8 protein-coding genes are annotated in these 15,180 nt (G+C 57.2%); 6 read left to right on the top strand and 2 right to left on the bottom strand.

Going from position 1 to position 15,180, the window contains the following annotated elements:
* The first annotated feature begins 328 nt into the window (after window positions 1-328).
* Genes GUC32_RS18315 through pstB form a run of 3 tightly spaced genes read left to right on the top strand, consistent with a single transcriptional unit; the run spans window position 329 to window position 4,987 of the window.
* Window positions 329-2,500, top strand: coding sequence for an ABC transporter permease subunit (locus GUC32_RS18315; RefSeq protein ID WP_369435367.1), 2,172 nt, complete (start codon window positions 329-331; stop codon window positions 2,498-2,500).
* Window positions 2,497-4,146 (top strand): phosphate ABC transporter permease PstA, encoded by a 1,650-nt coding sequence (gene pstA, locus GUC32_RS18310; protein ID WP_049209520.1) that lies wholly within the window; start codon window positions 2,497-2,499, stop codon window positions 4,144-4,146. Before GUC32_RS18315 ends, pstA begins: the two co-directional genes overlap by 4 nt.
* A gap of 28 nt (window positions 4,147-4,174) precedes the next feature.
* Complete coding sequence (gene pstB, locus GUC32_RS18305) at window positions 4,175-4,987, top strand: phosphate ABC transporter ATP-binding protein PstB (protein ID WP_019452422.1); 813 nt, start codon at window positions 4,175-4,177, stop codon at window positions 4,985-4,987.
* Between the two features lie 65 nt (window positions 4,988-5,052).
* Here the strand turns inward: pstB and GUC32_RS18300 are convergent, their stop codons facing one another.
* Complete coding sequence (locus GUC32_RS18300) at window positions 5,053-5,544, bottom strand: TIR domain-containing protein (protein ID WP_049296092.1); 492 nt, start codon at window positions 5,542-5,544, stop codon at window positions 5,053-5,055.
* A complete protein-coding gene (locus GUC32_RS18295) occupies window positions 5,541-6,995 on the bottom strand; it encodes an SIR2 family protein (RefSeq protein WP_049296091.1) in 1,455 nt (484 codons plus the stop codon). Before GUC32_RS18295 ends, GUC32_RS18300 begins: the two co-directional genes overlap by 4 nt.
* A gap of 370 nt (window positions 6,996-7,365) precedes the next feature.
* Between GUC32_RS18295 and GUC32_RS18290 the strand changes: the two genes are divergently transcribed.
* From GUC32_RS18290 to GUC32_RS18280, 3 genes are read left to right on the top strand one after another with little or no spacing between them, the layout of a single operon-like run.
* The gene (locus GUC32_RS18290) at window positions 7,366-9,033 is read left to right on the top strand and encodes a ShlB/FhaC/HecB family hemolysin secretion/activation protein (RefSeq protein WP_197825268.1); all 1,668 of its coding nucleotides are present in this window, start codon (window positions 7,366-7,368) and stop codon (window positions 9,031-9,033) included.
* 60 nt (window positions 9,034-9,093) lie between these two features.
* Window positions 9,094-14,829: a DUF637 domain-containing protein gene (locus GUC32_RS18285; protein WP_369435366.1), complete on the top strand. Its 5,736-nt coding sequence runs from the start codon at window positions 9,094-9,096 to the stop codon at window positions 14,827-14,829.
* Window positions 14,826-15,053 (top strand): Imm31 family immunity protein, encoded by a 228-nt coding sequence (locus tag GUC32_RS18280; RefSeq protein ID WP_060448088.1) that lies wholly within the window; start codon window positions 14,826-14,828, stop codon window positions 15,051-15,053. The genes GUC32_RS18285 and GUC32_RS18280 overlap by 4 nt, the downstream gene beginning before the upstream one ends.
* Window positions 15,054-15,180 lie beyond the last annotated feature (127 nt).

Below are 15,180 nucleotides of genomic sequence, written 5' to 3'. Positions count from 1 at the left end.
ATCATTATTGCGAGAGATTGACAGGAAAGTCCAACATATCCATTGCGTTGGCGCGCGGCGTTTTTCGGCGGCAATAAATTTTCCCCGCGGCGGGATGCTCGGCAGTAAAACGATCAGCATGAAATGACGGCTAGCAGGCTTATTCTTGGCGTTATAAAGCGTGTTTATGGTCATTTTTCAGCAATATATCAAATTCATATTGTCTGTTGGCAGTGTAAAAAACCTGGGTTGAGTCGGGTAACTTTGTCATGCAAACGTCATAAAACTGACATAAGATGCCCGGTTATCTTACGGCGTAAGCCCGATTACATCAGCGACAGCGAGACACATGACACAGACGACGGCCAATCAACATCCCCGAGATCGCATGCGCGGGCGCATCGACCGCGGCGTGCAGGCGGCAGTGACCGCCAGCGGGCTGATGGTGCTGATGACGTTGATGCTGATCTTCGTTTATCTGCTGTTTGCGGTGCTGCCGCTGTTCAAACCGGCCTCGCTTGGGCAGGCTCAGCCGCTGCCGATCGCGGTGTCGGCCCCGGCGCTGGCGCTGGGCATGGACGTGCAGCAGCGCGTGGGTTATCGCATCGACGCGCAGGGCGCGGGGCAATTTTATCGTCTGACGCCGGCGCCGAGCGGCCAGGCCCAGACGCCGCTGGTGCAGCAGACGCTGCTGGCCAAACCGGCGCTGCTCGCGCAGGCTGCCGGAGAGCGCGATCTGTTTGCGCTGGCGCAAGCCAACGGCCGGTTGGTGGTGGCACGCGCGGACTTCGCGACGGCGGAAAACGGCCGGCCGCAGTGGCAGTTCCCGCTTGGGCAACAGCCGTTGGCGCTGGATCCGCAGAACAAACCGCTGAAACTGCTGTCGTTGGCGGATGCGCATCGCGGGCAGTATCTGTTGGCCGGGGTGACCGACGATCGGCGCCTGGTGTTCGGTCGCTTCAGCCCCGACCGGCCGCCGCAGTTCAGCGAGCGTCCGCTGGAGCACGACGGGGAGCAACTGGTGCTGACGCCGGATGGCCGCCAGCTTTACCTGCTGACCGGCAACCGGCTGGCGCGTTATCAGATCGACGGCGCGCAGCTGCAGCTGCGTGAAACGCGTACCCTTGGCGAACACGCCCCGTATCAGATGACGGCGCTGCCCGGCGGTAGCGCGCTGCTGATCAAGGGCGCCGACGGCAATCTGCGCGAGTGGTTCGAGGTGGAAAAAGATCGGCGCTGGCGCCTGACGCCGGTGCAGCATTTCGATCACGGTGCTGACGGGCAGGAGCTGACGGTGGCCGAGCCTTACCGCCGTGTGTTCGCCACTCTGCGGCCCGATGGCGGCTTCTCGTTATTTTCCGCCATTCAACCGCAGCCGCTGCTGAATACCCGTTTGGGTGCCGAGGTGCGGCAGATGGCGTTCGCGCCGCGCGGCGATGGTCTGCTGCTGGAGAGCGCGCAGGGCTGGCAGCGCTATGCGCTCGACAACCCGTATCCGGACGTCACCTGGCGTTCGCTGTGGGGCAAGGTGTGGTATGAGAACTACCCGCAGCCGGCCTACGTCTGGCAGTCCACCTCCGGCGAAGACAGCTACCAACCCAAATTCAGCCTGATGCCGGTGATCTTCGGCACCTTCAAGGCGGCGGCTTACGCGATGCTGTTCGCCATACCCTTGGCCTTGGCCGCCGCCATCTATACCGCTTACTTTATGACGGCGGGGCTACGGCGGGTGATCAAACCGGCTATCGAAGTGATGGGCGCGCTGCCGACGGTGGTGATCGGGCTGGTGGCAGGCATCTGGCTGGCGCCGATCATCGAGCAGTATCTGTTGGCGGTGCTGGCGTTGCCGCTGTTGCTGGCGGCGGCGGTGTTGCTGTGCGGCGCGTTGACCCATCGTTTTATGCCGCGCTGCCGGCCGGGCGTCGATCTGCTGTTGCTGTTGCCGCTGCTGGCGTTGACGGTATGGCTGGCGTTCAGCCTGGGGCCGTGGCTGGAGGTGGCGCTGTTTGGTGAGCCGTTGCATTTCTGGCTGGGGGATAATTATGACCAGCGTAATGCGCTGGTGGTGGCCGTGGCGATGGGCTTCGCGCTGGTGCCGATCATCTTCTCGCTGGCGGAGGACGCGCTGTTCAGCGTGCCGGCCACCCTGAGCCAGGGCTCTTTGGCGCTGGGCGCCACCCAATGGCAGACGGTGATCAAGGTGGTGCTGCCTTCCGCCAGCGCCGGCATTTTCTCCGCGCTGATGATCGGTTTTGGCCGCGCGGTGGGGGAAACCATGATCGTGCTGATGGCTACCGGCAACACGCCGATTATCGACGGCAGCCTGTTCCAGGGGCTGCGCGCGCTGGCGGCCAACATCGCCATTGAAATGCCGGAGGCGGTTTCCGGCAGCAGCCATTACCGCGTGCTGTTCCTGACTGCGCTGGTGCTGTTTGTCTTCACCTTCGTGTTCAACACGCTGGCGGAGGCGGTGCGCCTGCGGTTGCGTAAGCGTTACACGCCGAATCAGGAGGCGCCATGAAGAGCTGGGTGAAGAGCGGGTCGCCGTGGGTGTGGCTGACCGCCGGTTCGGTGGCCGTCAGCCTGTTGGCGTTGATCGGCATTCTGCTACTGCTGGCCGGGCAGGGGATGCGCTATTTCTGGCCGAGCCCGGTTTATCAGTTCGAACTGAATCAGAACGGCGCTGGGCCGGTGACGGTGATCGGTGAGTTGTACCAGCAACAAAGCATTTCCCGGCGCCAACTGGCCGAGGCGGGCGTCACGCCGCCGGGCGAGGCGCAGAACGTCGAACGTTATCTGATTAAGGTCGGCAACCGCGAGCGCGAGGGGCAGGATTTCCGCACCTTGCTGGCCAGCGATATCCGCAGCCAAAGCACGCCGCGCAGCCTGCTGGTGCTGGAACGCGACAGCCACGGCACCGCTTACGGCTATCTGGCGGGGCTGCTGGAAGACGGGCAACCACTGACCGGCCGCAATCTGGGGCAGGCGTTGCAGCAGCGCCTGCCGCAAATCGCCGCGCTCTCGCGCCAGGCGCACGACATTCAATTCCGCGACATGGCGCGCATCAATCAGCAGTTTGACGCGCTGCGGCTGCGGGAAAAGCGCCTGCAGCGCGACGATAAGCTGGACGCCCGCGCACAGGACGCCATCAAGGCCGAACGGCTGGAGCTGCAGCGGCAGTATCAGCTGTTGTCCGAACGTCTGGCGGGGCTGAACCGCGATCGCCAGCGCGACGCGTTGCTGCTGCGCGACATGCATGGGCAGACGTTGACCATTCCGCTCAGCCAGGTGCGCGATGCCTGGTACCCGAACGCCATGAGCACCACCGAGAAGCTGACGCACTGGGGCGAGCAGGTGAAGAAGTTTCTCACCGACAGCCCGCGTGAGGCGAATACCGAAGGCGGGGTGTTCCCGGCCATTTTCGGTACGGTGTTGATGGTGATCCTGATGTCGATCGTGGTGATGCCGTTTGGCGTGATCGCGGCGCTGTATCTGCACGAATATGCCGGCAACAATCTGCTGACGCGGGTGATCCGCATCGCGGTGGTCAATCTGGCCGGCGTGCCCTCGATCGTCTACGGCGTCTTCGGCCTCGGCTTCTTCGTTTATATGATCGGCGGCACGCTCGATCAGCTGTTCTATCCTGAATCTTTGCCCAACCCGACCTTCGGCACGCCCGGCGTGCTGTGGGCGGCGCTGACGCTGGCGCTGCTGACGCTGCCGGTGGTGATCGTCGCCACCGAGGAAGGGCTGTCGCGCATTCCCGCCTCGCTGCGGCAGGGCTCGATGGCGCTGGGCGCCAGCCGGGCCGAGACGCTGTGGCGCATCGTGCTGCCGATGGCGGCGCCGGCGATGATGACCGGCCTGATCCTGGCGGTGGCGCGCGCCGCCGGGGAGACCGCGCCGCTGATGCTGGTGGGGGTCGTGAAATCGGTGCCGGTGCTGCCGGTGGACGAGATTTTCCCGTATCTGCACCTGGAGCGGAAGTTCATGCATTTGAGCTTCCAGATCTACGATATGGCATTCCAGAGCCCGAGCGTGGAGGCGGCGCGGCCGCTGGTGTTCGCCACCGCCTTCTTGCTGGTGACGATCGTGGTGAGTTTGAATCTGGCGGCGATGGGCATCCGCCATTCGTTGAGGGAGCGGTACCGAGCATGGTCGCAGTAACAATGACGCTATTTTTGGGGAGTGCGTAATGGGTTTGATGACGCCAGGCAGTTTGCCCCGGCTGGATGTCCAGCATCTCGACGATGAACAGACCGCACTGGCGGTCAACGGCCTGAACCTGTTTTATGGTGACAAACAGGTGCTGCACGATATTTCGCTGCGTATCCCGAAACATCGGGTGACGGCCCTGATCGGCCCTTCGGGCTGCGGCAAATCGACGCTGCTGCGCTGTTTCAATCGCATGAACGATCTGGTGGACAACTGCCGCATTGAGGGCGATCTGCAGCTGAACGGCGCGGCGATCTCCGGCGCGCAGATCGACGTGGCGGCGCTGCGGCGGCGGGTGGGCATGGTGTTCCAACGGCCGAACCCGTTCCCGAAATCGATCTATGAAAACGTGGTGTACGGCCTGCGGCTGCAGGGCGTGCGCGACCGGCGCTTGCTGGATGAAGCGGTGGAGCGTTCACTGCGCGCCGCCGCGTTGTGGCATGAGGTAAAAGACCGGCTGCGCGAAAATGCGTTCCGCTTGTCCAGCGGCCAGCAGCAGCGCCTGGTGATCGCGCGCGCCATCGCCATCGAGCCGGAAGTATTGCTGCTCGACGAGCCGACCTCGGCGCTCGATCCGATCTCCACGCTGACCATCGAAGAGCTGATTTCCGCACTCAAGCAGCGCTATAGCGTGGTGCTGGTGACGCACAACATGCAGCAAGCGGCGCGCGTCTCCGACTACACCGCCTTTATTCATCAGGGGCGGCTGGTGGAGTACAACGACACCGACGCCATTTTCACGTCGCCGCGCCAGCGCCGCACCGAGGATTATATTACCGGGCGGTATGGTTGAGGCCGTTTGGGCTATGAACAAACGAAAGGCTGCACAACCGTGCAGCCTTTTGTCTATCAGGGGCGTCAGTAATTTTTACGAATGCGGATCGCTTCTTCTACCCACTCAGCCAAATTGTCTTTTATATGGTTATAGACATTGGTGCTGGTCGAATAAGGCGGATCATAGGCTTTGGCGATTGTGGAAAGCTTTGCGTCACCCAGCTTGATGTGATCCAACGGGTTTTTACCTTTCGTGGTTTGGTCGCCGGCGCTGTCTTTCAAATTGTGTATATACACCACCAGCACGCCCATGCCTTTTTTCCAAGCCTCGCATATTTCGAAATTAATCCATTTGCGATCAGCGGTATCTTTACCGGCGAGAATCACGGCGCAGCTGCGATTGTCCAACTGGCCCTTGATCCAAGCGGCGATGGCGGCGTCACCGCCTTTTTTCACTTCCTCCCAATCGTTATCCGTGGCTGGCCGGTTACCTTCCAGCGAGCCCATTTCGCGTACCTGAGAAGCGCGCCAGTTGTCCGGCTCATAATGGAAACTGTAAAAACATTTTCTGGTCATCGGGGGTTATCCTTAGTAATGATATCGATAAGCGCCAACAGGCTTTTCTTCTTCTCCGCCAGGCTGCCCGGTTCGTTAAGCTGATCCAGCAGATTCATGGCGGCGGGGTTGCGGTAGTAGAGGGTTTCTTTCATCTCCTCCTTGATTTTTCGGTAGATCTCGGCAGATGCGCTGCCGGTACAACCGATAGGAATGCAGACGCAGCCTTGTTCCGTGGCGATCTGGAACTCTTTCAATAAACCGTCGGCCAGCACGTATTCGCCTTCGGCGTTGCGTTTGTTGCCGAACAAAAAGATTGCGATGCCGCTGAGCGAAATCATGTTCTGACGGTATTCGTGCCAAAGTGCCGGTAGGGTAATGCCGCCGCTGGCGAATTGGGGGAAAGGACGCAGCACCAGCTGGCTTTCGCTGATTTTTCCTTGGCTGTCGTAAATGGCTTCCAATGCGCCGTTGATCACCGCTGTGCCTACGCCCCAGCCGAAACCGTTGACGATGCGATACTGTTTGTGGATAAGCAGGCGCGCCAGACGATGTATGAACTGGATGGACTCTTCACGGGCATAGGGCTGGTAGTTGTCGGCGCTGCCGGAGATAAACACCGTGCTTTTCTTGAACTGCGTTTCGATGGCATACAGCAGGTCAGTGATTTGCCGATAGTCATCCACCAACAGCGTTTGAATGCCGTAACGGCGCAGATCGTTAATCATCAAGCCTTGTTTGCGGCTGTTGTAATCGCAAGACGCCTGATCCTCGCTGCCGCTGTCGCCGAGCTGGACGCGCCGCATGATGCAGTAGTGGTTTCTCTGCCCTTCGCCGTACTGCGCGTAAAGGCGGCTCAATACATATTGCAGGTTGGGGTCTTCAAAGCTGAAACCGATAAACAGGAAGGTTTTGGCAGTCAGCTCCGCCATCAGCATGTTGATAAAAGGAAGGTGTGTACGGGAGTAAGTTTCGTATTGTTCGCGGGTGATAATCGCCTGGTTGGGATTTCTATAGTCACCATGCATTTTATATAAAACAACATCACGTTTATGAATGTTATTAGTCAGGCTTTCCGGCGTGGTTTTGACGTCGCAGACGCGATTATAACGGGCATAGGTTTTTTCAATCAGGTCGTCGTAGTTAGTGGTCCAAAGTGACGCTATCGGTAATCTGGCGATAATCCGGTGGTTTTCTGTTTCTTCCGCCTGTTCAGCGAATTCTGTAATTATTTTCTGATTTATCTTATGTCTGTTGCCTTTTTCATTGAGGTGATATTGCGCCAGAGAAATAAGATCGCTCTCTTTTTCGATATCCAGCTCCAGTTCATAAGCGATATCGCCGATAAGCTCTTTCCAGCTAACGAAACCGGCGGGGATGGACAGTCCGGCGCCGGCAAACAGCGCAGCGCTGCCGGCTTTGATATCATTAACGTAATCTCGAATAAACAGTTCTATATCACGGTTAAACATGAGGCTATTCCCGATATTGTTTTTCTTTATTGGTTAATTAATAACTATTTTTTTTATGAATTAATTATGCGAATAGAACTACCAAGATAAAATGGCGAGTTAACTTTGTAAACTCTGCTCGTTTGTTTTTGTCGATATTGAATGTGTTATTTTAATATTGAATTTATTTGCTTTTATTATTTGTTTTTTTAATTTTAATTTTAATTAAATGCACTCTGGTTAATAAGACGCAGTGGTCGTGGCATATCTGCATTTTTTGTCACATTGTGACTTTGATTAAATGTAAGTGATTCTCATTATCGTTGATTTGCGGCGTAAATTGTATATACTTCGCTAAGGTGTGTAAGTTAACGTAAATGGATGTGTTTAAATGTGTGCATGGAAGCTGAGGATTTGGCCTGTGCTCTTGGCGTTTTGCAGTTCTGCGTGGTGCGCGGAAATCACCAGCCCTGCTGACCGCGACAGCATTACCCAACAGCAGAAAACGTTGCTGGAGCAGGCGCAGCAGCAACGCGAGGCGCTGCAACATAACGTTGAATTGCCAGCGTTACCGCTGCCTGTGCCGGCCGCCGCAGGGGCGGTTTGCCAAACGGTGCGGCAGATCGTTTTTCAGGGCGCCGAACATCTTTCCTGGTCGGTAAAAGAAAGCCTGGCGCGCCCGTATCAGGGGCGTTGCCTGACGCTGGAGCACATCAACCGTCTGGTGCGCGAAACCACCAATGCTTATCTGCAACGCGGCTATGTCACTTCGCAGGCCTGGCTGCAGGAGCAGGATATCTCCCGCGGCGTGTTGACCGTCAGCGCCAGCGAAGGGCGAATCGAGTCCATCACGCAAAACGGTGAGCAGACGCTGGCGTTGAAGATGGCGTTTCCCGACCTGGTTGGTGACGTATTGAATCTGCGCGATATCGAGCAGGGCATGGAGCAGCTCAACCGCCTGCCGTCGCAACAGGTGACTATCGATATTCAACCTGGCGAGCAACCCGGCTTTTCCAACGTGGTTTTGCTGCGTGGCGCCACGCGCGCGCCGGTCTCTTTCTCTTTCGGCGCCGATAACAGCGGCCAGAAAAGCACCGGCACCGGGCAGATGAATGCCGGCGTGGTGCTGGACAACCCGCTGCGCCTGGCCGACCAGTGGTCGCTCTCCGCAGCGCGCAATAACGATTTCAGCCCGCATCATCGCAGCCGCAGCCTGAACGGCAGCGTCACCTTACCCTATGGCTATTGGCTGTTCAGCTACCAGTACGCCTGGAACGATTTTTTCCAGCAGGTGCCATTCAACGGCGCGGCTTACCGCTATCAAGGCAATAACCAGACCCAGCGTTTGGGCGCCAACCGCACGTTGCTGCGGGATGGCAAACGCAAGCTGGCCGTCGATATCGGGCTGGCGCGGCGCACCACGGAAAATAAGCTGGCGGGTGAACGGTTGGGCGTCAGCAGCCCGACGCTCAGCATTGCCAGCCTGGGCCTCAATTACAGCGCGGTCGCGGGCGGCGGCTATATGACGCTGAACCCGACGGTAAGCCGCGGGCTGCGCATGCTGGGCGCCACCGCCGACGATCCGGAGCGCGACGGAGCGCCGCGCAGCGAGTTCCGCAAGCTTGGCCTCGGCGCCAGTTATTTCTATCCGCTCGCCCCCTCCCTCTACTACCTGACCTCGGCCTATGGGCAAACCAGCGCAGACAACCTGTATGCCGGGGAGCGCATTTCCATCGGCGGGCAATACTCGGTGCGTGGCTTTAAAGAGCAGTACCTGACCGGTAATCGCGGCGCCTACTGGCGCAATGAACTCAACTTGCAATGGCAGACCTTGCCGAGGCTGGGGGAGCTTTCTTTGACCGGCGCGTTAGACGCCGGCTGGCTGCAGGGGCGCGCCGGGCAGATAGACGGCGGCAGCGTCGTCGGGGCGGCGCTGGGCGCCACGCTAAGCGGCCGCTGGTTCAATCAGGCGGTCACCGTCGGTAAACCGCTGACGCACCCAGACAGCCTGCAACCGGATCGTTGGGTGGCCTACTGGCAAGCCACCGTCACGTTATAACGCCAGCACACAGCAGGAGCGCCTCGGCGTTCAAAACAACATCCTTTCGAAGGAATGAATATGGATAAGCTCAATCATCCGCTGGCGCGGGGCGCCAGCTATTTGCTGATCTACCTGACGGCTTTCCAGCCGTTGCACCCGGCGTTCGCCGCCGGCATTACCGCCGCTAACGGCAATACGCAGGTGGTTATCAAGCCGGGCAACGTACCGGTGGTGAATATCGCCACGCCGAACGGTGCGGGCATCTCCCACAACACCTATAAAGATTTCAACGTTGGGCCACAGGGTGCCGTATTGAATAACGCCACACACGGCGGCAAAACGCAGCTGGGCGTGGAGATCTACAGCGCGCAGGGCAACACCTACCTGAAGGGAAAACCGGCGGAGTTGATCATCAATGAGGTGATCGGCGGCAGTCGTTCCGAGTTGCAGGGTAAACTCGAGGTGTTCGGCAACAAGGCCAATGTGATGATCGCCAACCCGAATGGCATCACCTGCGACGGCTGCGGCTTTATCAACGCGCCGGGCGTGACGCTGACCACCGGCAAACTGCAGTTCGACAAGCAGGGCGCGCTGGAAGCGCTGGAGGTGAAAAAAGGCGGCGTCACCATCGGCGGCAAAGGGCTGGACGGCAGCGGCGCCGACTATGTCGATATCATCAGCCGCGCCACCGAGTTGAACGGCAAAATCAATGCACAAAATCTGTCGCTGACTCAGGGCGCCAACCGCATCAGCTTCAAGGACGGCAGCATCAAACCGATCGCCGGTGAAGGCGCTAAGCCCCAACTGGCCGTGGATACCAAAGCGCTGGGCGGCATGTACGCCAACAAAATCCGCCTGGTGGCCAACGAGGATGGGGTGGGGGTGAACCTGAAAGACCTCACCAGCAAACAGCGGGATATTACGCTGAGCATTAACGGTAACCTGGTGCTTAACGGCACCACGCACAGCAAGGGTGACCTCAATGTCAGTGCCAAGGGATTGCACATTACGCGGGGTACTGTCGTGCAGGCGGACGGCAACGCCACGCTGGCAGCAACGACGCTGGTGAATGACGGGCAAACCAGCACCAGCGGCGATATGCGCATCTTCGGCGACCATATCCGCAACGCCGGGGAAAACGCCAAGCTGCACGCCAATAAAAATATGTGGATCCAAAAGGATGCGCAGGGCAACAAGGCTAAATCCGTCGAGAACCGTTCGGCGAAAATCCTGACCAACAGCGGCGATTTAGTGATACGCACGGAGAGTTTGAACAACGTTCGCCAGCAGTTCGCCATTTCCTCCAACAACGCGCCGAAGGACAACAAGGATATCGATCGTTGGTTGGCTGATGGTGTGTACGAGGGGCAATTCGATTACCAATTTTTTGATTATTTGGCGGACTTTGAAGATAAAAATTTCACCTGGTTGGGACACGTCGATTTCAAAAAAACGCCCTGGGTTAACAGTGAACGCGCGCGTTTTACCGTAGTGACCGACAGCCGTCCCGCAGAAATCATTTCAGGGAAGAATGCCTACATTAATGCGTCGGAGCTTTGGAACCACGTCAGCACAATAAAAGCGACTAACGATCTGATTTTAACTGGTAATAATCTGGGCGTGCGCAGTGAAATGACGGGGGACATGAACGACTATGCACTGTTCGAACCGAAGGTGCCGAATCCTAACGTTGTTCTGGGACATAAATGGCAGGATCAGAAATCGTCGATCCCGGAATATGTCATTTATGTCAGAAAAGGCGGGCAAAAGAGCTGGTCGGCTTCTGGCTATCCGGCCTCAGCCATGTTGGCGGGCGGCAATTTGGTTGCGGATTTTAAAAATCAGATAGAAATTAAAACTTCGACGCCGGCGGGAAATCAGCTTAGTGAGGTGGTGGCTTCGGGACGGCCTGACTCACTGGTAGCTCACAACATTGTGCTGCATGCGGGACGTGTTATCAGTACCGATAAAATAAACGCGCGTAACGACCTGACTGTGGTTGCCGATGATGTGTTTTACACCGACGGTGCTGAGCTAACTGCGGGCAAGAGTCTGAACGTTGCAGCAGTGAATGAGCTGGATGCCCGTCAAAGCTATCTGAAGGGACATCATGTCACTTTGACCAGCCGCAACGGCAACGTCAAAGTGCACACTGTACCTAGCCCACGCTATTTCGGCGTCGATGGTGCCCGCTGGCTGAGCCAATTGAATGCTGCCGGGGACTTAACCTTAAATGCCGGGCAAGGTATTTATCTACGTAACACGCACTTCGCGCCGCAAAGCCAAAATATTGCAATGACGGCGAACGGCACTGTTTCGATTGTCAGAAATGACGAGGCGTTGAATAACGATCGTTTAGCGCAGAATTTATCTCCTGAACAACGACAAACGCAGTTCAACCAACTGCTAAATGCCGGACAGTTGAACGCCAGTGGTTCAGTGCTGCTCAACAGCGGCGGTTATCTGGCGTTGCGCGGGACGCACATTAAAGCAGGTAAACATGTCACGCTGTTGGCCGGCCATAATGCCGATCTGAACTATCGCGAATTGGGGGAGCAATTTAGTCGCTTGTTCCCCTCTTCCCGCACGCCTGAACTGGGTAGCCGGGTACACGCCGGCGGCAATTTACTGATTAACTCGGCCCGCGACATCGGCACCCAGGGCGGCGCGCTTTCCGCCAACGGTAATATCACGCTGCTGGCCGGGCAGAATCTATGGTTGTCGAACCTGGCCTATTCCGCCATTGATGCCGCTAACGACAACAACAAAGACGACCGCCATGTGGTCACTACCCTCAGCGCCGGGAAAAACCTGACCGCGTCGGCGAATAACCAACTGCTGACTTACGGCGCCAGGCTGACTTCCGGCGCCAACATGACGTTGACCTCCGGCGGCGATATGCGCTTCGAGGCGGTGCAAAACCACACTTACCGCGAGAGCGGCAACGAGTTCACCGAAACCCGTACCCAGCAAGGTACCGAGCTGAATGCCGGCGGCCTGATGACGGTGATTTCCGGCGGCAGCATTCTGTTCCAGGCGACCAAGCTGGTGGTTAAAGGGTTGGGAGCTAACTGGAAACCGCCGGTAGCGGTGACGGACTGGGGAAGCCGGATAGCCATTGCCGAGCAGCAGCTTCGAAATACGCAGCAGCAAATTAATCAGGCACTGCAGGCAAAAACAAATGCTGAACATATTGTTACGCAAAGAATTTCGTTCGTTCAGCAAGCAGAGGCTGCCGTCAGAGATGCTGAGGAAAGGCGGGATGAGTTTATGCGTAATAACCCACCTCACGAATATGGCAGTGGTTGGTCTGCTGAAGTAGGGAGTTGGGATAAATTCGTAGCGCAGCGCGAAGGAGAACTTAGTGCTGCAAGAAGTAGTCTGGCTGCTGCTCGAAATGATGTCACGCAGGCAGAGCTGCGAATTAATCAAGGCAACAAAACAAAAAACGAGGCACAAAACCAGCTGACCGCTGCGCGCCAGGAAGCCCAAAGCAAAGGCATTGACGAGGCCAAACAAAAAGCTCAGGTCGACGCCCACAACCAGGCTGAAGCCATGCGCGCCGGCAATATGGATATCGCCGCCAAGGGTGGCTATCTCTACGCTCAGGCGATGGAGGAATCCAGCCACTACGAGAAAACCGAGAAGAAACGCAAATGGTGGGGCAAGAAAACCGAGGTTAAGCAGACCCGCCATGACGTGACCAACAAGGTCACCGAGTTTACCGCCGCCGGCAATATCACGCTGATGAGCCGCGACGACAGCACCTATGAAGCCAGTAAAATCGCCGCCGGGCAAAACGCGCGCCTGACCAGCACGCATGGCCAGGTTAACTTCCGCGCGGTGAAAAACACCTCTTTCGAACAGACCGTCAGCAATTCGAAAGGCTTCTTTATCAAGCAGGCCAATAAAGGTTACGAAGACAATAAGTGGGTGCTGCCGAGCATTCATACTGGTGGCGCCTTGATCGTAGACGCCGCCAAGGGCGTCAGCGCCGATGTGAAGGTGAAAAACGGGCAGGCGCTGCAAAGCGCCATCGACGCCCTGGGCAATACGCCGGGCACCACCTGGGTCAAAGATCTGAACAAGCGCAACGACGTGCAGTGGAGCAAGGTCAAAGACGCTTACGACAGCTGGGATTACAAAAGCCAGCACCTGAACCCGGCGGTGGCGGCGGTGATCGCCATTGCGGCCGCGGCGGTGACCGCGGGCAGTTCATTGGCGGCTACGGCGGCTTCCAGTGTTTCCGGCGCCGTAGGCGGCGGGGCGATAACCAGCGGCGCAGTCACCGCTGGTATGTCTTCTTTGGCCTCTCAGGCGGCGGTGGCGCTGGTGGAGAATCAGGGCAACCTGTCGAAAACCCTGCAGGCGTTGGGCCGAAATGAAAACGTCAAAGCGACCGCCACGGCGATGGCGATCGGCGGCGCGCTCAATGGCTTCGACAGCGCGATGGGCTGGAGCAAGGACGCGGCGGGCAAACCGCTTAACCCGAACAACGTCAAACTGCCGCAGCTGAGCAACGGTGACTGGAGCAAGGTGGCGCAGCGGGTGGCCGGGCAGTCGGTCATCAGCTCCAGCCTGAATACCGCCATTAATGGCGGCAGCTTCAAAGACAACCTGACCAATGCGCTGCTGGCGAACATCGGCAGCCAGGTTCAGGCCGAGGGCGCCAACCTGATTGGGGATAACGGTCAGGTTCTCGATATACCGGGCCGGGCCGTAAGCCATGCCGTTCTGGCGGGCGTGGCCGCAGAAATCGGCAAGGGCAATGCCAAAGGCGCGGCGGCAGGGGCGCTGGCGGCGGAGCTGGCCGGGGTGATATTGGGCGACAATATCATCAAGCCGGAGGAGTGGCAGAAGAAATCGGAACAGCAAGCGCAGATGGCACGAGTGCTGGGCGCAGCCGCAGGCGCAGTCTTCACCGGCAAGTCTGATGGTGCTTACAGCGGTGCCACCGGTGGTGAGAATGCGTTCCGATACAACTATCTCAGCCACAAACAGCAAGAATTGATGGAGAAAGATTTGGCGGCCGCGAAATCGCCGCTGGATAAAGCGTTGGTGTTGGCTAGTTGGGGAATAACGAGCCATACGCAGGATGGCGCCTTTGCGGCGGGTGTAGTCTCCGGCATCCCGGTTGAAATCAGCGATACGGTGGATGGTTTAGTCGCCGTGGCCAGCAACCCACGCGAGGCAGCGGATGCATTAATAGCTCTGATAAAGAACGATGAACGCTTCTCGATTATTGGCGAGAGTGTGAAACAGGAATACCTGGGGCGGGTCGAGGCGTTCAAGACGAAGTATGAACACGCAGGCATCGACGGGGCTTACGGCGCTGGGCTGGAGTTTGGTAAACTGACGATGGCCGGGCTGGGGCTGTTTGCAGGGGTCGCCGGCGCAGGTAAGTTGGGCGTCAAGATCACAACTAATGCCATTAAAGCATCGGAAAAAGCTGCGTTAAAAGGCCCATTAGCTTATGTAGATGAGCCTTTTTTCAACCCTTATGGGACATTGAGTTCCGGACAGGTCTGGTCGATTAAGGGTCGAATGAAGCATGTTCAGTTACCTAATGAAGGGAAAATTAGATTCGTACCCGACTCTAATTACAAACCAACAAACCCATTACCCAGAGGCCCAAACAAAGGATATATAGATAAATTTGGTAATGAATGGACCAAAGGTCCATCAAGAACGAAAGGCCAAGAGTTTGAGTGGGACGTCCAACTTTCACCAACTGGGAAAGCTCAGTTGGGGTGGGCGAGCCGAGATGGTAAGCACTTGAATGTATCGCTTGACGGGAAAATCACGCACAAATGACTACAAAAATAGAATTTTATCAAGAAGTTGAAATTTCCAATCCACGTAACGACCGAAATGCAAAATATTTAGGAAAGAAAGGTGGCGTTATGGGAATCAGCGAAGAGAACGGCGTAATATACGCCTATACAATTAAACTCTATGAAGAAAGTTTCCTTTTATCCTTTGATATTGACGAGGTAGTGCCAACAGGAAAGCAAAGGAAACAAGAAGATTATTTTTAGATTTTATGCGCAACGTGCTTGGAGGTGCCTGCTGCAGTTAAAAAGGATACCCATCGGTAAGGGGGCCGGCAGCCCTGCGAGGTCGGAACCCTGCGGCAGCTAGTAGGGGATTAATAGGTTCCATTAA

It is taken from the genome of Serratia sp. NGAS9 (genome assembly GCF_009905295.1).
Lineage (GTDB): Bacteria > Pseudomonadota > Gammaproteobacteria > Enterobacterales > Enterobacteriaceae > Serratia > Serratia bockelmannii.
Note: the sequence above shows the minus strand (reverse complement) of the source record. Positions and strands in the feature narration are given on the sequence as shown.

What these genes read in the sequence shown, in the direction of transcription:
- GUC32_RS18315 (WP_369435367.1), top strand. Translation starts at nt 329, where the DNA reads ATGACACAGACGACGGCCAATCAACATCCCCGAGATCGCATGCGCGGG.
- pstA (WP_049209520.1), top strand. Translation starts at nt 2,497, where the DNA reads ATGAAGAGCTGGGTGAAGAGCGGGTCGCCGTGGGTGTGGCTGACCGCC.
- pstB (WP_019452422.1), top strand. Translation starts at nt 4,175, where the DNA reads ATGGGTTTGATGACGCCAGGCAGTTTGCCCCGGCTGGATGTCCAGCAT.
- GUC32_RS18300 (WP_049296092.1), bottom strand. Translation starts at nt 5,544, where the DNA reads ATGACCAGAAAATGTTTTTACAGTTTCCATTATGAGCCGGACAACTGG.
- GUC32_RS18295 (WP_049296091.1), bottom strand. Translation starts at nt 6,995, where the DNA reads ATGTTTAACCGTGATATAGAACTGTTTATTCGAGATTACGTTAATGAT.
- GUC32_RS18290 (WP_197825268.1), top strand. Translation starts at nt 7,366, where the DNA reads ATGTGTGCATGGAAGCTGAGGATTTGGCCTGTGCTCTTGGCGTTTTGC.
- GUC32_RS18285 (WP_369435366.1), top strand. Translation starts at nt 9,094, where the DNA reads ATGGATAAGCTCAATCATCCGCTGGCGCGGGGCGCCAGCTATTTGCTG.
- GUC32_RS18280 (WP_060448088.1), top strand. Translation starts at nt 14,826, where the DNA reads ATGACTACAAAAATAGAATTTTATCAAGAAGTTGAAATTTCCAATCCA.